This is a genomic window from Burkholderia sp. IO2 (assembly GCF_029522185.1).
Classification (GTDB): Bacteria; Pseudomonadota; Gammaproteobacteria; order Burkholderiales; family Burkholderiaceae; genus Burkholderia; species Burkholderia cenocepacia.
Window position 1 is genome coordinate 1 of sequence record NZ_JAKWFH010000067.1, and the last position, 18,315, is coordinate 18,315.

At 68.8% G+C, this 18,315-nt stretch carries 15 protein-coding genes; 5 read left to right on the top strand and 10 right to left on the bottom strand.

Going from position 1 to position 18,315, the window contains the following annotated elements; genetic code table 11:
* Positions 1 to 264: 264 nt before the first annotated feature.
* Entirely contained in the window at positions 265 to 735 is a 471-nt protein-coding gene (locus MMB92_RS30430) for a hypothetical protein (RefSeq protein WP_012493818.1), read from the top strand.
* Positions 736 to 887: 152 nt separating this feature from the next.
* On the opposite strand, the gene MMB92_RS30435 is transcribed toward MMB92_RS30430, so the two are convergent.
* From MMB92_RS30435 to MMB92_RS30470, 8 genes are all read right to left on the bottom strand, one after another.
* Positions 888 to 1,565 (bottom strand): DUF429 domain-containing protein, encoded by a 678-nt coding sequence (locus MMB92_RS30435; RefSeq protein WP_006497811.1) that lies wholly within the window; start codon positions 1,563 to 1,565, stop codon positions 888 to 890.
* Between the two features lie 7 nt (positions 1,566 to 1,572).
* On the bottom strand, positions 1,573 to 2,097 hold the full coding sequence (locus tag MMB92_RS30440; RefSeq protein ID WP_006489846.1) for an HD domain-containing protein: 525 nt from the start codon (positions 2,095 to 2,097) through the stop codon (positions 1,573 to 1,575).
* Between the two features lie 118 nt (positions 2,098 to 2,215).
* Positions 2,216 to 5,686, bottom strand: coding sequence for a YhaN family protein (locus tag MMB92_RS30445; RefSeq protein WP_062885888.1), 3,471 nt, complete (start codon positions 5,684 to 5,686; stop codon positions 2,216 to 2,218).
* A gap of 3 nt (positions 5,687 to 5,689) precedes the next feature.
* The gene (locus MMB92_RS30450) at positions 5,690 to 6,940 is read right to left on the bottom strand and encodes a DNA repair exonuclease (RefSeq protein ID WP_062885889.1); all 1,251 of its coding nucleotides are present in this window, start codon (positions 6,938 to 6,940) and stop codon (positions 5,690 to 5,692) included.
* Between the two features lie 349 nt (positions 6,941 to 7,289).
* On the bottom strand, positions 7,290 to 8,060 hold the full coding sequence (locus MMB92_RS30455; protein WP_043205837.1) for a hypothetical protein: 771 nt from the start codon (positions 8,058 to 8,060) through the stop codon (positions 7,290 to 7,292).
* Positions 8,061 to 8,312: 252 nt separating this feature from the next.
* Entirely contained in the window at positions 8,313 to 8,855 is a 543-nt protein-coding gene (locus tag MMB92_RS30460; protein ID WP_006497816.1) for a hypothetical protein, read from the bottom strand.
* Between the two features lie 441 nt (positions 8,856 to 9,296).
* Entirely contained in the window at positions 9,297 to 11,282 is a 1,986-nt protein-coding gene (locus MMB92_RS30465) for a gamma-glutamyltransferase family protein (protein WP_034203784.1), read from the bottom strand.
* Positions 11,283 to 11,513: 231 nt separating this feature from the next.
* On the bottom strand, positions 11,514 to 12,470 hold the full coding sequence (locus MMB92_RS30470) for a LysR family transcriptional regulator (protein ID WP_006483694.1): 957 nt from the start codon (positions 12,468 to 12,470) through the stop codon (positions 11,514 to 11,516).
* 102 nt (positions 12,471 to 12,572) lie between these two features.
* On the opposite strand from MMB92_RS30470, the gene MMB92_RS30475 reads away from it, so the two are divergent.
* The 4 genes from MMB92_RS30475 (at position 12,573) to MMB92_RS30490 (ending at position 16,919) form a co-directional block, all read left to right on the top strand.
* Positions 12,573 to 13,697 (top strand): aryl-sulfate sulfotransferase, encoded by a 1,125-nt coding sequence (locus tag MMB92_RS30475; protein ID WP_012493820.1) that lies wholly within the window; start codon positions 12,573 to 12,575, stop codon positions 13,695 to 13,697.
* A gap of 58 nt (positions 13,698 to 13,755) precedes the next feature.
* Positions 13,756 to 15,111, top strand: a complete 1,356-nt coding sequence (locus MMB92_RS30480; RefSeq protein WP_006483692.1) for a uracil-xanthine permease family protein — start codon at positions 13,756 to 13,758, stop codon at positions 15,109 to 15,111.
* A 280-nt stretch (positions 15,112 to 15,391) separates the two neighbouring features.
* On the top strand, positions 15,392 to 15,904 hold the full coding sequence (locus MMB92_RS30485; protein WP_006483693.1) for a DUF2165 domain-containing protein: 513 nt from the start codon (positions 15,392 to 15,394) through the stop codon (positions 15,902 to 15,904).
* A gap of 79 nt (positions 15,905 to 15,983) precedes the next feature.
* Positions 15,984 to 16,919, top strand: coding sequence for a tyrosine-type recombinase/integrase (locus tag MMB92_RS30490; protein ID WP_034203787.1), 936 nt, complete (start codon positions 15,984 to 15,986; stop codon positions 16,917 to 16,919).
* A gap of 38 nt (positions 16,920 to 16,957) precedes the next feature.
* On the opposite strand, the gene MMB92_RS30495 is transcribed toward MMB92_RS30490, so the two are convergent.
* Together MMB92_RS30495 and MMB92_RS30500 are read right to left on the bottom strand one after the other, a co-directional pair.
* Positions 16,958 to 17,437, bottom strand: coding sequence for an RES family NAD+ phosphorylase (locus MMB92_RS30495; protein ID WP_277563152.1), 480 nt, complete (start codon positions 17,435 to 17,437; stop codon positions 16,958 to 16,960).
* Positions 17,434 to 17,889 carry an antitoxin Xre/MbcA/ParS toxin-binding domain-containing protein gene (locus MMB92_RS30500; protein WP_006480981.1) on the bottom strand — a complete coding sequence of 152 codons (456 nt, stop codon included), beginning with the start codon at positions 17,887 to 17,889 and terminating at the stop codon, positions 17,434 to 17,436. Before MMB92_RS30500 ends, MMB92_RS30495 begins: the two co-directional genes overlap by 4 nt.
* Positions 17,890 to 18,315: the final 426 nt, after the last annotated feature.

Here is an 18,315-nt window from a genome sequence, read left to right on the forward strand (position 1 = left end):
CCAACAGCACTGCTTCCCTTCCCTCCGCGCCGCGTTTCCGTTGGCGCGAAAGAGGCGTGATTCTAAGCACCTGCCCCCATCCTTGCAAGCGCTTTGTGAAGAAAGTTTGAAAAAGCCTCCGTGCGCTACCGCGCACGGAGGCTTTGGGCTCGACGGGCCAGGAAGCGCAACGCGCGCCGCCGTCCAAAGATATGACGAACACGTCTCTTTCCCCCTATATGAGGGGGCGCGGAACGGCCAAGGAACCCGGCGCGGTCGAGTATCATGCCGCGACCGAACCACGCACTCATATTGACGATGGACAGCACGACTCAACCCGGCGACACCGACCTTCGCGACGAATATGCGGCACTGCGCGAGCGCGCGATCCTGCTGGAACAAGAGGTCCCGCCGCTTCTGCAACGCATCTCGGACATGCTGCCGCGCATCAGCGGCGAATCCGAACTCGCGGATACGCATCGCGAGCGACTCGTCGGTGCGCGCAACGCGGCGCTGGTCTCGATCGAAAACTATCAGCAGGCGATTCCATTCCTGCAGACCGCCGACTCGATCATCGAGCAGCTGGACAAGACGCCCGAGCGCGACGAAGACATCGAGTGGCGGGAATCGCTGCTGCAACGGCTGGACGAGTTGATCGATGTCGCGGTCGTGATGATCGACGATGCGGACAGCTACTTCGCGCATGCCCAAGCATGCGACCTGTCCAGCGTGCCGACATCCATCCTCGAGGATTGAACAGGCTCGCCCGGCATCGCGCGGTGCACCGGCCTCACGTCGTGCCCGCCGACAGCCGCTAGCCGCCCGCTGCATCGCCGGGCCTGCGGCATTCTTCCCGCACGAAGCGTTCGCCCTCCGACCGCCATCCCGCGCGGAGCCGCACGTCGCCGCTACGGCGAATCGAGCACGATCGTCTCGCTCATCACCGGCACGCGGATGTACCCGCCCGCCGCATCGCCATACGCATGCGCGTTCCCGTCGATCACGTACTGCGCCGTCAACGCGCACAAGGTGGCGTCTCGCGCATCGACGGTGCGCAGCGTCGATACGTCGATTCCCAGCCGCTCCAGCAATTGCCGCCGCTGATTGCGCTTCTGCTTCGCCGACGCCACGGCCTTGCCCAGCATCGCGCAGGTAATCGCATAAGGATAGGTTTCGAAGCTCGCACGGCCGCCCGCGTAGCGCGCGTCCGTCAGCAACGGATAGGCGTCCGAAAGCGCGCGGTAGACGCGCTCTCCCATGAACATCCAGTCGAAGAAGCCCGACGTGCTCGCGATGGCCTGCTCGCGCGACGGCGTCGGGAAGCACGAGATCCGTTCGCGCGCGAGCGCCTGCTCGGCCGCGCGGCGGCCGCTCCCTGTCCACCACAGGCTCGGCGCGTCGACGCCGACGGCCACGACGTCATGGGCGAGACACAGTGCGGGCAGCGACTCGGGCGCGATTCGCGCTTCCCGACAGACGACCGTCGAGCCACGCAGGATCACGAGATCGCACAGCTTCCTGTCGCCGCCGACGTCGACACCCGCGACTGCAGCCGGTCGTGGTGCGGCGGATCGGGCCGATCGCATGCGTGCGTCAGTCCGCCGGCCGTGCCGCGTACGCGGTGTCGAAGATCGCCTCGAGACCGGGATGGACGCCGCGCATCGGGTCGACGACCGACTTCGCCCAGTCGAAGTACGCCTGCTTGCGTTCGAGCGGCCAGTCCGCGGGCGGATGCCGGGCGATGTCGCGCAGGTTGCAGATCTTGTCGGCCAGCTTCACCAGCTTCGCGCGCCGGCTGATGGTGGCCGCGTGCTCGACCTGCAGACGCTTGCGCTCCTCCTTCGGCAGCGACTTGTCGTCGGTGACTTCCATCACGATGTCCGCCACATCCTTGCCGAACAGCCGCAGCAACTCCTGCTCGGTCGTCTCCGTATCCTCGACCGTGTCGTGCAACACCGCCGCGACGATCACGCGCTCGTCCTCGACGCCGGCCTCGTTGGCCAGTACGTCGGCGAGCGCGATCGGATGATTGATGTACGGCGACGCTTCTTCGTCCTTGCGCCGTTGATTGCGATGCTTGTCCGCCGCGAACGCAATCGCGGCTACCAGCTTCTTCATATTCACCCCTCGTGTGGCCAGACCGCGGCCGTTGAACCGGCCGCGTGCATTTCGGAACCGCTCATACTACCTGTACGCGATGCCGCTTCCCGTGCGCCGGCTTCCCGGCGTGCCCGCATCACGCGCCGACCGGCGCGCGCTGCAACTCGACCACGTTGACCCGCGCGCCGAATACGTCCCTCACGAGCGGCAGCAGGTGGTCGTGGTGCGTCAGGAACAGCACCTGGGTACGCGTCGACAGATCGCGCAGCGCATCGAGCCCCGCCTTCGCACGCGCGTCGTCGAAATTGATGAACAGGTCGTCGGCGACGAACGGCAGCGCCGTGCGGCTGCCGAGCTGCAACTCGAGCGCCGCGATCCGCAGCGCGAGGAACAGCTGATCGCGCGTCCCTTCGCTCAACCCGGCGACCTCGACCGACGTCCCCTTCGTACGCCGTGCATACAGCGCGGGCGGCGTCCGTTCGGTATCGACGGTCAGCTTCGCGAATTCGCCCAGCGTGAGCCCGGCGAAGATCTCGCCCGCGCGCCGCAGCATCGGCCCCTGCTTCTGGTCACGGTAGCGATCCGTCGCCCACTTCAGCAAGCGGCTCGCCGTGGCCGCTTCCAGATACTGTTCGGCCGCGTCGCCCATTGCCGCGAGCGCCTCCTGCCGCTTCGACTCGGCGACCGCCGCGTTCGCCTGGCCGTCGATCGCGCCGAACGCCTGATCGGCCACGACCTGCTGCTGCGACAACGCGTTCAGCCGTTTGCCGACATCGTCCAGCGACTGCTTCACCGCTTCCAGATGCGCCGGCACGTCGGCAATGTCCTGTTCCGCCACCTCGGCCTCGACGGCGGACCGGGACAGCCCGTCGCCGTCGCGCACCAGCGCCTCGTGCGCGGCATCGACCGCCTGACGAAGCTGGCGCTGGCGATCCGAACGCTCGGCCAGCGGCAGCGCCGCATCGATCGACGCGACGCCGGCCCGTTGCAGCAGCGGCTGGATGCGCGCGTCGGCGCCGGCCACCGCGGCCGCCGCGTCCGCGACCTTGCCGTCGGCCTGCCGCACGGCCTCGTCGGCACGATCGATCGCACGCGCGATTTCCCGGGCGGCCGCGAGGCGCATCGTCAGCCGCCGCGCGACGTCCGGCCAGTCGCCGCTCGCCAGCCATTCCGGCGCGAGCGCTTCGGCAAGCCGCCGCGCGCCGGCCTCGAGCGCGTTCAACTCCGCGCGGATCGCGGCGATCCGGTTGCGCGGCGCGTCGGCATCGGCCAGTTCGGCCGTCACCGTATTCGCGAGCCCGAGCGCGCCTTCCGCCGCGGCCAGCGTCGTCGCGCTCGCGGACAGTTTCGCGTCGGCCAGCGCGTCGCGCCATTGCGCTTGCCACGCGTCGTAAGCCGTTTGCGCATGATCGGCCCGCAACTGCGCGGTCGCGCAGCCGCGTTCGGCTTCCCGCGTACGATCGTCGAGGCTGTCCTTCTGCGCGGCCGCTTTCTCGGCCGACTGCACGAACGTCTCGGCGACGGCGACGAGCGCGGCCAATCCGTCCGCCTCGCCGCCCCGCGATACCGGCAGCAGCGCCGCGCGCAGCGCGGCTTCCGCGCTGGCACGGGCAGCACGCATCGCGTCGAATTCGCGACGCTGACGATCGAGCTCGGCCTGCGCGGCGAACACCGCGTCGCGCTTCGCGAGCCAGTCACCCATCGCCGCCAGCGGCATGCCGGGCACCGCGGCCGTCGTCGCGAGCGCGGTCCAGGCGTCGCGATGTGCGGCGAGCTCGCGCTCGCGTTCGTTCAGCGCGGCTTGCCGGCGCGTCACGCCTGCACGGGCGGATTCGACCTGCTGACGCAGCGATTGCAGCGTCGCCGCGGCCTGGGTCGCGCCGAGCTGCGCATCGACAAGTTCGTCGGCGAGGCGAATCGCGGCGTCGACCGCCGGTGCGCCCGTTGCGAGATCGACGGCCCCGCTGCGGATCTCGCCCCACGCGCCGTCGCGCCGCGCCCGCGCCGCCAGCACGTCGGCGGTCGTGACGACCTTGTGGTTCTCCGCGAAATGCTTCTCCTGCAGCACAAGCCGTTCGAGTTCCTCGAGCGCGCCATCCCGCGCGTCGCGCGCGGCAGCGGCCGCGCTGGCGCGTTCGCTGTCTTCCTTGAGCAACGCGCCGAGCCGCGCGGCCGACGGCACGTCGAGGGCGCGCAGTGTTTCGACCGGCATCCGCCATTGGCCGAGCGCATCGAGCGCGCCGGTCAGCGTGCGCTCGGCAGCCGCGATGTCATGCGCCAGCGCCTGCTCGCGCGGGCCGCTGTTGCGAAAACCCTGTGCATCGGCCAGCGCCGCGCGCAATGCTTGCGGCACGTCGACGGTCGACAGGCGCGCCTGTTGTTCGCGGACCTGCGCCAGCTCGCGCGTGCGTTCGTCGAGCGATTCGCGCGCGCCGGCGAGCGCCTGGTGCAACGCGCCATGCTCGCGCAGCAGGTTCGCGACGGTCTGCAGCGACAGCGCCGTCGGCAACGCGGCGCGCAGCGACGCTTCGTCCGTCGGCCAGCCGAGTTGCGCGGCCGCCGACAGCGCGGCGGACAGGTGCCGCTCGACGTCCGCACCGAGCAGCAGCAGATCCTGCGCGTGATTCATGCATGCGCCGCGCAGCCGGTCGAGCGCCTCGATATCCGCTTCGAGCGCCAGCGTGTCGGCGTCCGCGGCGATCGCATCGCGCGCCTGCCGCTTCGCGAGCAGGTCGGCGCGCCGTTCCTCGAGCACCTTCTGCTCGGCCGCGAGATCGCCTTGCGCCTTCAGCAGATCCGCATACGCGGTCGGCGGCAACTCGACGACCGCGCCGAGTTCGGCCAGCGCCGCGTCCTTGACCGTCAGTTCCTTCAGGTACGGCGCGAGCCGCCGCACGCGTTCGAGCTTCGAGCGCAGCGCTTCGAGCCGGCGCTGTTCCGCGCGCGCCTGCTCGATCTGCTGCTCGACCGCTTCGCGTGCGTCCTTGCGATCGACCCAGTCGCGCGTGCGCACCTGGACCGCCTTCAGTTCGGCGACGGCTTCGTTGAACGCCGTTTCGGCCAGCGCAAACGCGCTACCGCTGCGACGCGGCGCCCACAATTCGAGCGCGCGGGCGTCGAGTTCCTCGCGCACCGGCCCGAGGCTGCCGACGCCGGCCGCCGATTCGAACAGCACCTGGCCGAGCTTGTCCGATGCGTCGAGAATGCTGCGGCCGCCATCGACCAGCCGCCCGTGATCGAGCCCGAACATCTGCTCGAAGAATTCGCGCGTCGCACCGTCGAGGATCGCGGCCAGATAGTCGTCGGGCAGCTTGTCGTCGGCGGGCGTGCGCAACGAACTGCGGCCACGCGCCCGGTGGAACGCGAGTTCACCGGCGCCGCTCTCCAGCACGCCGCCGATTCGCAACTCGGGTGTGCTGTGCAGGAAATCGAGCGGCGTCTGCAGCTTCATCCCGAACAGCAACTCGGACACGGCCGTGCGGATCGTCGACTTGCCCGCCTCGTTCGGCCCGACGATCACGTGAAAATCCTCGCTGGCCGACGGAAAACGCAACGTCTCGTCGGTGAACTTGCCGTACTTGATCAGATCGAGCTGGCTGATGCGCATCGCTTACTCCCCCCTCGCCAGCCGCGCAAGCAACGCGGGCCCGACCTGCTCGACCAGCGCGGTCAGCTCGCCCGCGCGCGCCATCGTCAGCAACGGCACCTCCTCCTTCACGTCGCTGCGGACCTTGCCGACGAACGGCTTCAGGTCGCGTTCGAGCAGCGCGAGGAAATCCGGATCATGCGCGGCGTCGGCTAGGATCCGCTTCAGGTCCTCCAGCGCCTCGAGTGGTTCGCTTTCGCCCGGCTGCCGATCGGCAGCGGACGTCGCGAGCCGGACCTTCTCCAGCCACAGCCGCTCGTTGCCGATGATGCCGATCTGGTTCAGCACCTCCGCACGCAGCTGCGGCGCGCGGCCGAAAAAGAGGCCATGCGCGGGCGTGCACCCGGTGACGGTGACGCGCACCGCGCGCGGCACGTGGCCGTCGACGGTCAACAGCGCCTCCAGCGACTGGCCGATCTTTCGCGACAGATCGGCCACCGACAGGCAATCGGACGCATCGACCGACACGGCTTCCCAGCGCAGCACGTCGAGATACAGTCGCTCGACCTGCGTGTTGCCTTGCTCGACCGTCACGAGCACCGCGCCGCGCCGGCCGGTTTCGCGGATATGGCGCCCTTGCAGGTTGCCGGGAAACACGACGGTGGACGGGCCCGTCCATTGCTGGAATTCGTGCACGTGGCCGAGCGCCCAGTAGTCGTAGCCTTTCGCGTGCAGTTCGGCCAGCGTGCACGGCGCGTAGTTCGCGTGCGCCGCATACCCTTCGAGCGCCGTGTGCAGCACGCCGATGTTGTAGTACCCGGGCACCGGGTCCGGATAGCCGACCGCGAGATTGTCGACGACGGCCTTGTCCTTGAAGCTCTGCCCGTGCAGCGCGACGTCGAATTCCGGCAGCCTGAAGGTTTCCGGCTTGCGATGGCCGAACACGGTGACGTTGTCGGGCAGCGTCAGCTTCTTCGTCATCTCGCTTTCGGCATCGTGGTTGCCGCCGAGGACGAACGCGCGGATCCCGGCCTTGCGCAGGCGGCCCATCTGCTGGCCGAAGAAGATGCCCGTGTTGTGATCCTTCCAGTCGCCGTCGTACAGGTCGCCCGCGATCACGAGGAACGCGACTTCCTCCTCGATCGCCCGATCCACGAGTTGCCGCAGCGCCTCGCGCGACGCGTTGCGCAACTGCGCGGCCGGCGCGTCGGGGTACGCGCTCAGGCCGTGCAACGGGCTGTCAAGGTGAATGTCTGCCGCGTGGATGAACTTCACGAAGGTTCCTCTGTTTCATGGCGAAGGGGCGACGCCGCTCGCACGGGCCCGTGCCGTCAGGCGTCACCCCGGTAGCCGCCGGGCCTGCCGCCGCACATGCGACACGCGCCGAGCCGGATCGCGCTGCCCGTTGCAAGCGGGTCGCGATGGTACCTGAAAGCGGGTAACGACATGCGTTCTCCGTCGGTCCGGATGGCGGGGAAGCACGCGATACCGATGCGAACCGCCATTGTGCCGCAGCACGATCGCGTGACAGCGAAACGACGCCGGGAAAGCGTCGAACGGGGAGCAGGAACACACGCGGGATCGCCCCGCGTGCGTCGCGACGCACGCGCCCGGCTACCGGCGCTCACTCGCCGCGCGGAACGGGCGGCGGCGCATAGCCGTTGTCGTTGCCGGGGAATGGATTCGCGTTGCGGCGCAGCGCATCCTCGTCGCTCTCCTTCTGTGCGAACAGCGCCACACCGATCACGCCGACGTTCGCGGCATCGCCGTACCTTGAATTCACGACATAGCTGTCGGGCACGGCCGCGAAGCGGAACGCGGCGACTTCGTCGCGGCTCTTGCGGAAACCCTCGATCGTCAGCGTGCGGCCCGGATACAGCACGTAGCCGCCGTTCGTATAGCTGCCCGGCCGCCCCGACCGCACGTCGAGTCCATCGACCGTCGACACGACCTCGAACGCGCGGCGCCCCTGGTTACGCAACACGATCATGTAGCGCGAGCCTTCGACGCCGGCCATGTGCCAGCGGCCGTTGCTGCGCGCGAGACGCAGCGGCGCCCCCTTCTCGTCGGTAAACGACAGCGCGATGTCGCCGTTCGCGAGCGCGATGCGGGTCGGCAGCCGGCGCACCTGCGACGGGGGAAGATGGCCGGGCAGCACGTCGTTGTAGTAGACCGACGCGAGGTCCGTCGGCTTCGCCGGATCCGCGCGTTCGAATTCGACCTGCCGGGTTTCGGATCGCACCGACTCGCCCCACGCGGTACCGAGCCCGCGGCGTTCGCTGGCGTCCGGCGCGGCGCTGGGCGCGGCGGTACTGGCGGACGGCGGGGGCGGCGCCGCGCAGGCAGCCAGCCAGAGCGCGCAGGCGAGCGCGAGAAGGCGGAACAGGAGGGTCATGACGTGATGCCTCGGAATGTTATCGGACCGCGCCGGGCTCGCCGGAACGGTGTTTTTGTATCGTCTGTCGTCACGGTGTCGATCGGACATGCTGGCCCATGCCGGCCGGTACGACCATCGCGGCGACCGGCTGTCGGGAGCCCTGCTATTTAAGCATGGCGCGCCGGCAATGGGCAGGGGCCGCGCGCCGATAAAAAAACGGCCCGGCCCGCATCGAAGCGGACCGGGCCGTGGCGGGATGCGTGCTGTTTATTACAGCGCGCCGCCTTGCGCCGACGCCGAACCCTTCACGCCGACCGACGCGCCGCCCTGCACCGCGTTCGTCGCGCCTTCGAGCGCCTCGCCGGCCTTCGCCTTCGCGCCGCCCGCGACATCGCCCGCGGTCGACACCGCGCCTTGCGCATGGCTCTTCGTCGAACCTGCGACGTGCTTCACGTGCGACTTCGTCGCATGCACGGCCGATGCCGCCGCATCCTTCGTCGCGCCCGCCGCCGAACCGACCGCCTGCGTCGCGCCGCCCACTGCCGTGCCGGCTGCCGAGCCCACGCCGCCGACCGTCTTGCCGACACCGTTCAGCGCGCCGCCGACGACGTTGCCCGCGCCCGAACCCGAGCCTGCCGCATTCGCGCCGGCGCCCGCCTGCACGCCCACGCCGCCGCCGAGCAGCGGCGTCTGGACCTGGGCGCCGACACCTGCGGAACCCTGGGCGCCGGTCTGGGCGGTCTGTGCAAATGCAGCCGAAGTCGCCATCGCCGTCAGAGCGGCACCCAGCAGAATCGTACGAATCTTGTTCATGGTCATTCTCCCCAAAGACGTTGTTGCTGCGGGCCGCCTTCGTGCGGCTTGTCGCATGCCTCGCCGCGACATGCGACAGGTGGAGCTAATGTAGCGGCGCCGACGCGCAAAACGATTGAATTGCGGGGACTGTTACTTCCGTTGCAAATGCTGACGATTGACTCACACTGTTTGACAATCGGGAGCTTGCGGCGGGTGAACGCCGTATTTGACGACTGGCGGGTGTGAACCGCGAACCGGGACGACCGGCTGCGTCACGGCGACGACCTGCCCGATCGCCAGGTATCGGGAAAGCCGATCCATGCAACGGCCGGCTGACGAGCCGGCCGCTTTTATCTGCATCCCGAAGGACGGGTGGCGCCCGGTCGTCGATGCGGCCTTGTCATGATGCACGGCCCCGGCCGCCGACAAGCGGACCGGGGCCGTGCGCATCCCACGCGGTTACGGCCGGAACGTATCGCCGAGCACGACGCCTTCGCGACGCGGATCGGTGCCGCCCTGCAACGCCGGCGACTGGCCGACCGTCACGCGCATCACCGTGTTGACGCCGCTCGCCTGCGCGGACGTCGACACCTTGTGCCCGAGCGCGAGCAGCCCCGTGATCAGCGGATCGTTCGCGCCGTTGTTCGCCGCGTTGACGTTCGGATGTTCGCCGCCGACCGTGGTCGTCGGGCTGTTGCTCGCGCCGAAGTCGACGAGGCCCGCCGACTGCTGCGCATCGAGCCCCCAGTCGAGCGCGCCGACCAGCGTCTTGACCACGTATTGCGGAATCGTGCCGCCGCCCGGCGAACCGGTCGCCATCACGAAGTCGCCGCGCGAGCCGTCCGCGGCCTGCCCGAACACGATCGTCGGCGCCATCGAGCTGCGCGGCCGCTTGCCCGGCTGCAGACGGTTGGCCACCGGATTGCCGGACGTGTCGAGCGGGTTCGCGGAGAAATCGGTCAACTGGTTGTTCAGCAGGAAGCCGTTGGTCATGTGGAACGAGCCCATGCTCGACTCGACCGTCGTCGTCGCGCTCAGCACGTTGCCGTCGCCGTCCACGATCGTGAACTGGTTCGTGCCGTGCTCGATCAGCGTCGTGTCGACGCCGAGCGGCACCGCACCGAGATTGCCGGGCTGCGCGGTGCCCATGCTCTTGGTCGTGTCGATCAGCGCCGCACGCGATTTCAGGTACGGCTTGTTCAGCAGCGTGTCCCACGTGCCGCCCGGCAGCGGCACGAAGTCGGTATCGGCCACGTACTTGTCGCGGTCCGCATAGGCGAGCCGTTCGGCCTCGGTGACGAGGTGGACGCCCGCGACGGTCGGCTTGCCGCCTTCGAGATCGATCGCCGTCGGCTTCAGCGACTTCAGGTCGAAGTTCTCGAGAATGCCGAGCGCCGACGCGACCGCGATGCCGCCCGACGACGGCGGCGGCATCCCGCACACCCAGTAGCTGCGATAGGTCGTGCACACCGGGTCGCGGCGCTTCGCCTGATAGGCGGCGAGATCCGCGACGGTCGTCTTGCCCGGCGTGAGCGTCGAGCCGTCCGCGCCCTTCGTCACCGCGATCTTCGCGACGATGTCCTGCGCGATCTGCCCCGTGTACAGCGCATTCGCGCCCGACTGCGCCATCAGCGACAGCGTGCGCGCATACGCGGGGTTCTTCAGTACGGTGCCGAGCGTCTTCGGCGACCCGTCGGCGTTCAGGAAATACGCGGCGGCTTCGGGATCGCGCTTCAGGTTCGCGGCGTTCGCCGCGATCGCGTCGGCCAGCCGGCCGCCGATCGGGAAACCGTTGGTCGCCAGCGTGATCGCGTCGCCGAACAGGCTCTGCCACGGCAGGCGGCCATGATCCTGTTGCAGCGCCTCGATGAGCCGCGGCACGCCGATCGTGCCGATCGAGCGGCCGCTCGCGCGCGCGTTCGGCAGCGGCGCCGAATGATCGGTGGCGTCGTCGACGTAGCGCAGGTAGTTCTCGGTCGCGGCGGCCGGCGCGGTTTCGCGGCCGTCGTACGCCTGCAGCGTCTTGCCGCGCGCATCGTAGTAGAGCAATACGCCGCCCGAACCGAGGCCCGTCGCCTCGGGCACCGTCAGGCCGAGCACGGCCTGCACGGCGACCGCCGCGTCGGCGGCCGTGCCGCCCTTCTTCAGCACCGCGCAACCGGCCGCGCTCGCGTACGCGTTCGACGTGGCGACCAGGTACGTTTTCGCATGGACGGGCTTCATCCCGGTGCGATAGCCCGACGACGCTTCCGGCAGCGACGGGTCGCCCGGCTGGTTCGAGCCCACCACGACCGTCGCGCCGCTGTTGTCGACCGCGAGGCAGCTCGCATCGGTGGAAGGTGCGGTCGTGCGGCCCGCCTCGTTCTCGACGTCGCCGCCGCAGGCGGTCAACAGGGCGGCCGCGAGCAACGCGGACGCATACGGAAAAATCGCTGTTCTGTTCATTGTCTGCCGATGTTCTCGTCGATCGTTGCGATGGACATCCTGTTGCCTGCAACCCCCTCGGTGCACGGGCAACGCGTTCGATGGTCCCATGAACAAAATTTTTTCCGCAATAAGGAAATGGCGTAGTGCAACCGGACGTTGTGTGCGCAACGTCACCGAACCGGCATGCGGGTTGACCTGCTGCACTGCATCGCGTTTCGATACGCCGATGCGGCTCGCCGCGCGACGTCGTTATCTTTTCGCCCGGCGACGCGTGCCGCTCGACGGGCCGCCGCGCGCGAAGCCGTGCTCCATCGCGTCGATCGCCTCGGAAAAGAACTCGAGAAACATCGTCATCGCGACGGTCGCGCTCATGTCCGCCCGCTGGTAGATGCAACTGAACGAGCGCGCGCCCGCATCGGCCAGCGGCGTCCAGGCGAGCCGGCCGGCGGCCACGTCGTCCGCGACGTTTTCCGCGATCAGGAAGCCGACGCCGGCGCCTTCGGCCGCGAGACGCCGCACCATCGACACCGACCCGGTTTCGACCAGCGGCCGTACGTTGCGCGGCTGCCGCGCATCGATCTGGTCGAACATCGCGCGCAGCTCCGTGTCGGGCGTCATCAGGATCAGCGGATGCGCGAAGCAGTCGCGCATGCGCACCTTGCCACCCGTCGACGCCAGTGGATGACCGGGCGCCGTGACGACACCCAGCGGCTGCGCAAACGCGCGCACCTCGACGACGCCCGGCGCGGTACGCCGGCGCAGCGCATAACCGATGTCGACCTCGCCCGTCTCGACCCAGCGCACGATGCTCTCGCCGTTTCCGGAGCGCACGCTGTACGTGACGCCCGGGTAACGCTGCATCGCGGCAAGGATCGCGTCGGGCACGAGCTTTTCCGCGGTCGACGCGGGCACCGCGAGATTCACGTGGCCGCGCCGCAACGCGCGCAGGTCCTCGACCTGCGTCAGCGCGTTGTCGAAATCGCGCTGGCCGCGCCGCACGGCCGCGATCACGATCTCGCCGGCGAGCGTCAGCTGCATGCCGCGCGGCAGCCGGTCGAACAGCGGCACGCCGACCTGCTCCTCGAGATTGCGGATCTGCTGGTGTACCGCCGCGGCGGTCAGGTGCAGCGCATCGGCTGCCTTGCGAAGCGAGCCGCGCCGCGCGACTTCGTCGAAACAGCGGAATGTCTGCGATATCGAACGCATGTGGAGTCCGTTAGATTTTTCCGAACAGGCCGTCAAGAATAATCCGATTTTACTGACCGGACGAATCGTCTAGATTCCGCTGCATCCCCGTATCCGATTCGAATGGAGACCGCAGTGACGACCGTCGACCAGATCACCCAGCGCCGCCGCGGCGTCGGCCTCATCGCCCACGATCCCGCGCTGTCCGCAGGCGGCTATACGCTCATCGCGCCGCAGACCGCCGACGGCAACGTCTATCTCGTCGGCATCGACGGCGAGGTCGTCCACCAGTGGAAGATGCCCGTGCGCCCCGGCCGCCATGCGGTCATCCTCCCGAACGGCAACCTCGGCTACAACGGCAATCATCCGCACTCCGAATCGCGCTACGCACCGTGGTCGATGTGGCACGGCGGCGACTTCTACGAGGTCACGCCGCAAGGCGAAACGGTGTGGCGCTACGAGGACCCCGCGCATCACCACGACGCGCAGTGGCTGCGGAACGGCAACCTGCTGTATGCGGCGTGCGAACCGGTCGACGCGGCCTTCGCGCGGCGCGTGCCGGGCGGCACCGCGCACGGCGACGACGAGGTGATGTTTGCGGACGTGATCCGGGAAGTGAACCGCGCCGGCCAGATCGTCTGGGAATGGCACGCACGCGACCATCTGCGGCCGGAGGATTTCCCGATCGCGGCAGGCTTCGGCCGCTATCACTGGCCGCTCGTCAACGGTCTCGCGGTCGATGCGGACGGCCGCGTGCTGATGAGCCTGCGCACGACGTCGGGGATCATCGGCGTGAACCGCGCAACCGGTCGCGTCGACCTGCACATCGGTCCCGACGTCGTATCGCACCAGCATGCGCCGGTGCCGCTTCCGAACGGCAACATCCTCGCGTTCGACAACGGCAATTTCCGTCACGGTGCGCACGTCGTGTTCTCGCGCGTCGTGGAAATCGATCCGGCGACGCGGCGCGTCGTGTGGTCGTATGCGGACGACGTCGTGAACCTGTTCTACACGCCGTTCATGGGCAACGCGCAGCGCTTGCCGAACGGCAACACGCACGTCACCGAATCGTCCACGGGCCGGCTGTTCGAAGTGACGCCGGCCGGCGAGGTCGTCTGGGAATACGTGATCCCGTGGTTCGCCGAATACCCGGACGAAGCGGCGCGCAAGACCGGCCCCGGCCAGTTGAACAGCGTGTTCCAGACGTTCCGCTACAGCGCCGCGCAGTTGCCCTGGCTACGGACCTGAGCCTTCGTTCACCGCCGGTTTCCGGCGATCGTCGCCGTTCGTTTTCGAGGGGCCTGCCGTGTCGCACGATCCGATTTCCCCGCCCGTCGATGCCCGGCTGCCCGCGTGGCAGCTCGCGCTGTTCGGGCTGCAGCACGTGCTGTCGATGGCCGCATCGCCGATCACGGCCGTCTTCCTGATCGCGAAAGTACTCGCGCTGCCGGCCGACCTGACGGTCCAGCTGATCGGCGCGACGTTCTTCGCGTGCGGCATCGGCACGCTGCTGCAATCGCTCGGCGCCGGCCCGATCGGCGCGCGCATGCCGTTCGTGATGGTGCCCGGCGGCGCACCGACGATGCTGTTCGCGGGCATCGCCGCGCAATCGGGCCTGCCGACCGCGGCTGGCGCGGCGCTGCTCGCCAGCGCGTTCTACTGGGTGCTGTTGCCCGTCTTCACGCGCTGCCTGCGGCTCTTTCCGCGCATCGTCGTCGGCGCGATGCTGCTGCTCGTGTCGATCAACCTGATCCGGATCTACGCGACGATCGTCGTCGGGCAGCCCGGTTCGGCCGATTTCGCGCAGCCGCGCGCGCTCGGTCTCGCGCTCGCGACGATCGTTGCCACCGTCGTCGTCGCGGGCGCGTTCCGCGGCACGGCCGGGCGCCTCGCGGTGCTGATCGGGCTGATGGCCGGCGCGACGCTCGGCTGGGCGCTCGGCGCGATGCCCGCGCTCGCCGACGTGTGGCACGGGCCGCTCTTCACGCATCCGGTGTGGCTGCCGTTCGGCATGCCGCGTTTCGACGTGCTGGCCGCGCTGCCGCTGCTGATTTTCACCGCGATCTCGATGGCCGAGGCCACCGCGCAGACGGTCGCCGTCGGCGAAACGTGCGGCAAGCCGATTGCGCTCCGGCGCGACGTGCCGAAGACGATACGCGGCGATGCGCTCGCGTCGCTGGCCGGCGCGCTGTTCGGCACGCCGCTGATCGTGACCAGCGCCGAGAACATCGGCGTCGTGCAGACGACCGGCGTGCGCTCGCGCTACGTGACGGCCGCCGCCGGCGCGATGCTGATCGTCATCGCGCTGTTCGCGCCGCTCGCGCGGCTCGCGTATGCGATTCCGGCCGCCGTGGTCGGCGGCACCGCGCTGGTCGTATTCGCGATGATCGGCGTGATGGGCATCCGGCTGCTCGCGAGCGTCGACCTGCACGCGCGCGCAAACCAGTACACGCTCGCCGCCGCACTGGTGGTCGGCCTCGCACCGATCCTCGTGCCGAACCTGTATCGCCATTTCGGCGCACCCGTGCAGATCGTGCTCGGCAACGGCATGGCGGCCGGCACGCTCGCGGCGATCGCGACGCAACTGGCGTTCGCCGCGCTCGCGCGGCTGAACGGGCAGGCACACGCGGGTGCGGCTGCGGCGCCTTCGCACGACGCATAACGGCAGCGGCACGCACACGCGGCGCGCCGCTTGACGACGCCCGCGGATCGACCGACAATCGCCGCTCCCTCCTGGCGCGGGCACTCGATCCAGCCGGCGCGTGCGTCTCCTCGACGCCGCACCGGCTTCAGGTTTTCCAGTCCCGATCTCCGCGCCGCCGTGCACGCGCACGCTCTTCGACCGGCTTCGCCGGACACGCTTAACGCAGGTACCGCCCCTGAACGCCAGCGCATAGCCGCGCGGTCACGCTCGTGCCTGCCCGTTCACTTCGGAGTCCATGATGATCATTCGTCTTTCCAAGGCAGCCATGGTGCTGGCCATGGCCTTTTTCGCGTCGCTCGTCGCATTCGGCAACATCACCGACTACGCGACGAATTTCGCGTTCGTGCACCACGTCTTCCTGATGGATACCACCTTCCCGGGCAACGGGATCATGTATCGTGCGATCGACACGCCGTGGGTCCATCACGCCGGCTATATCGGCATCATTTCGATGGAAACGCTCACGGCCGTGCTGTGCTGGATCGGCGGCGCACGGCTGCTGCGCGCGCGACGCGCCGGCGATGCGGAATTCCGCGCGGCCAAGGGCCATGCGATCGCCGGCCTGACGCTCGGCTTCCTCACGTGGCAGGTCGCGTTCATGTCGGTCGGCGGCGAATGGTTCGGGATGTGGATGTCGAAGCAATGGAACGGCGTGCCGGACGCGTTCCGGTTCTTCATCACGCTGCTGCTCGTGCTCGTCTACCTGACGATGAACAACGACGGCATCGACGACACGCGTCACGCGCACTGACGCGCCCGTTGCGTCGCGTGCCGGCCGACCGGACATCGGGACGATTGCCGGCGTCACCGCGTCCGGCTATAAAGCGGAGATGGACACGAATCGCTGGATCCACGACCCCGTCGGCGCGTTTCGCGTCTGGCAGGAAACCGCCGCGACCGGCGCCGGCCGCCGGCCGTTCGCGCCGCGCTCGGTCGTGCAGCATGTCGCGATGTTCGAGCGATTCCTGCGCCACCTGAGTGCGCAGCGCGTGTCGCTCGCCACGTTCGGGCCCGACCACGTCGCGGCCTTCCTCGCGGAACTCGACCGTACCTGCGCGCCCGGCACGTCGACGCGCGTGCGCTATGCGAAGCTGATCGACCGGCTCGGCCGGCATCTGGTCGACACCGGCGTGCGGACGGTCCACCCGGCCGGCCGGTCGACGCGCGATCTCGCCTGGCCGGACGGCGAGCCCGAGCCGTGCTACCTGCCGCCCGATGCCGACGCGGCGCTGCAGCGCCATGTGCAGCCCCGAGCGGACGACACGCCGGCCGACTGCCGCAATCGCGCGATCGTCGCGCTGCTGCTCGCGAGCGGCATCACGTCGGCGGAAATTCGTGCGGCGACAGCCGACGCGCCCGAACTCGATGCGCGACCGCCGGTGTTGTCGGTGCCGCGCGATCGTGCGCGGCCGGCGCGCCGGATCGAACTCGCCGCGTTCGCGGTGGCGCCGCTCGCCGCATGGCGCGCGCGCTCGACCGACGCGCCGCCGTCGGTGCTGCTGTTTCCCGCCCCGCGCGGGGGGGCCATGAACGACATGTTCCTGCTGCTCGTCGTACGCGATGCGCTGAACGCGATCGCCTTTCACGCAGCGGACATGAGTCCGCGCGTACTGCGCAATACCTATGCGCGCCGCCAGTTGCTCGCCGGTCACGCGCATGCCGACGTCACGGCGATGCTCGGCCTCGCCAGCATGCGAACGGTCACGCGTATCCGGCAGACGCTGCCGCCCGATGCGGCCGCGGATCGCGCTGCCCACGAACGCTGATCGCGCGCCGCCGGCGCGAACCGTGTTCCGCCGGCTCGCTATTCGCCCGGCTTCGACTGGACCAGCCGCAGAATTCGCGTGTCGTACGGTGATTGCATCACTTCCGCGATGCGGATGTCGGACGCGGCCGGATGCAGCGGATTCAACAGGAAGTTGTGGGCGTGCGGCACGACGACGCTCGGCACGCGCAGCAGCGCGCTCGGCTGCGTGTGCAGCCACTCGGTGCCGGCGCTACGCGTCCAGTCGACGTTCGTTCGCCAGTCGTCCGGCGCATCGCCTTCGGCGATTTCGGCGACGTCCACCGAATCGGGCACCTCGATCCGCAGCAACTGGTACGCGCTCGGCAATTGCGCGACGGTGGCGATTTCGAAATGAACGAGCGTCTCGAGCAACGCGAGCGCCGGATGCTCGGCGAGATACACGACGGGTTGCCCGACGAAATGCCAGCGACCGCCGGCCCGCAACCCGCCGATGCCTTTCAGATCGGCGTAATTGCTGATCCGCCACAGCGTCGTCAAGCGAAGTACCCCTCGTCGATCTGCGTGAGGGCCTCTTCGACGAGCCGCGCGCCATGCTCGGTGCTCGCCATGTCGAGCGACGTGCGGCCGCCGAAGCGCTGAAGCCCGTTGCGCAGCCACGCCATCGCCTTGTCCTGATCGCCGAACGTGGCCGTCGCCTGCGCGACGATGCGCGCGAGGCGGATCGCCTTGTCGGACTCTTCCGGCGACAGGCGTTCGTGCGCCTGGCGACGATGGCTCAGCGTGCGGCGCGGAATGATGAATGCCAGCTCGTCCGATTTCAGCCCGCGCTCGGACAGCCGGTCGATCACCGACACGTCGACGCGCGCGCTCGCCAGCTCGGCCAGATCGGCGCCCGAACGGACGCGGATCGCCAGCAGCTGCTCGAGAATCGTGAATTCGGCCTGCCGCGGATGAGCGACGCCCGAAGGATGAAAAGCGATGGTGCTCATGACCTCTCTCCGGCAATTTGCCCAATCATTATAGGCGTTTTGCCGGACGCTTGCGGATCGTCGAGTGGCGGAGCGGGCGACTGCGCTGGCAGGCCGGTATTTCGCGGTATGCGAATCGAAGATTCGCCTCGGGGAGGCGGGGCTCATATTCAGTATATAAAGTCGTCGATCCATGATGATCTGAAGTTGTCACGTAACAATTTCCCAACGGTGACCGAACGGAATGAAGGAAGCGCGCCGCTTCCCCGGCCGGTGCGTTGTCCGTCCTCGGTGTGACATAGCACTCGGCGAATTACACGTCGACCGCATGCTCCAGCAAGTCGACCGCGGCCCACCAGAGGTCGACGCGACCTAGCCAGATAGTGGCCAGCTATTGGCCCGCCGCGAAAGCGAATCACCCGCTGTATCGGTTCCTGTTCCCCCTCC

Bases quoted from the DNA above. Each gene is read 5' to 3' on its own strand.
- MMB92_RS30490 (WP_034203787.1), top strand. From the start codon at position 15,984: ATGGACACGAATCGCTGGATCCACGACCCCGTCGGCGCGTTTCGCGTC.
- MMB92_RS30455 (WP_043205837.1), bottom strand. From the start codon at position 8,060: ATGACCCTCCTGTTCCGCCTTCTCGCGCTCGCCTGCGCGCTCTGGCTG.
- MMB92_RS30430 (WP_012493818.1), top strand. From the start codon at position 265: ATGCCGCGACCGAACCACGCACTCATATTGACGATGGACAGCACGACT.
- MMB92_RS30485 (WP_006483693.1), top strand. From the start codon at position 15,392: ATGATCATTCGTCTTTCCAAGGCAGCCATGGTGCTGGCCATGGCCTTT.
- MMB92_RS30465 (WP_034203784.1), bottom strand. From the start codon at position 11,282: ATGAACAGAACAGCGATTTTTCCGTATGCGTCCGCGTTGCTCGCGGCC.
- MMB92_RS30440 (WP_006489846.1), bottom strand. From the start codon at position 2,097: ATGAAGAAGCTGGTAGCCGCGATTGCGTTCGCGGCGGACAAGCATCGC.
- MMB92_RS30445 (WP_062885888.1), bottom strand. From the start codon at position 5,686: ATGCGCATCAGCCAGCTCGATCTGATCAAGTACGGCAAGTTCACCGAC.
- MMB92_RS30435 (WP_006497811.1), bottom strand. From the start codon at position 1,565: ATGCGATCGGCCCGATCCGCCGCACCACGACCGGCTGCAGTCGCGGGT.
- MMB92_RS30475 (WP_012493820.1), top strand. From the start codon at position 12,573: ATGGAGACCGCAGTGACGACCGTCGACCAGATCACCCAGCGCCGCCGC.
- MMB92_RS30460 (WP_006497816.1), bottom strand. From the start codon at position 8,855: ATGAACAAGATTCGTACGATTCTGCTGGGTGCCGCTCTGACGGCGATG.
- MMB92_RS30470 (WP_006483694.1), bottom strand. From the start codon at position 12,470: ATGCGTTCGATATCGCAGACATTCCGCTGTTTCGACGAAGTCGCGCGG.
- MMB92_RS30500 (WP_006480981.1), bottom strand. From the start codon at position 17,889: ATGAGCACCATCGCTTTTCATCCTTCGGGCGTCGCTCATCCGCGGCAG.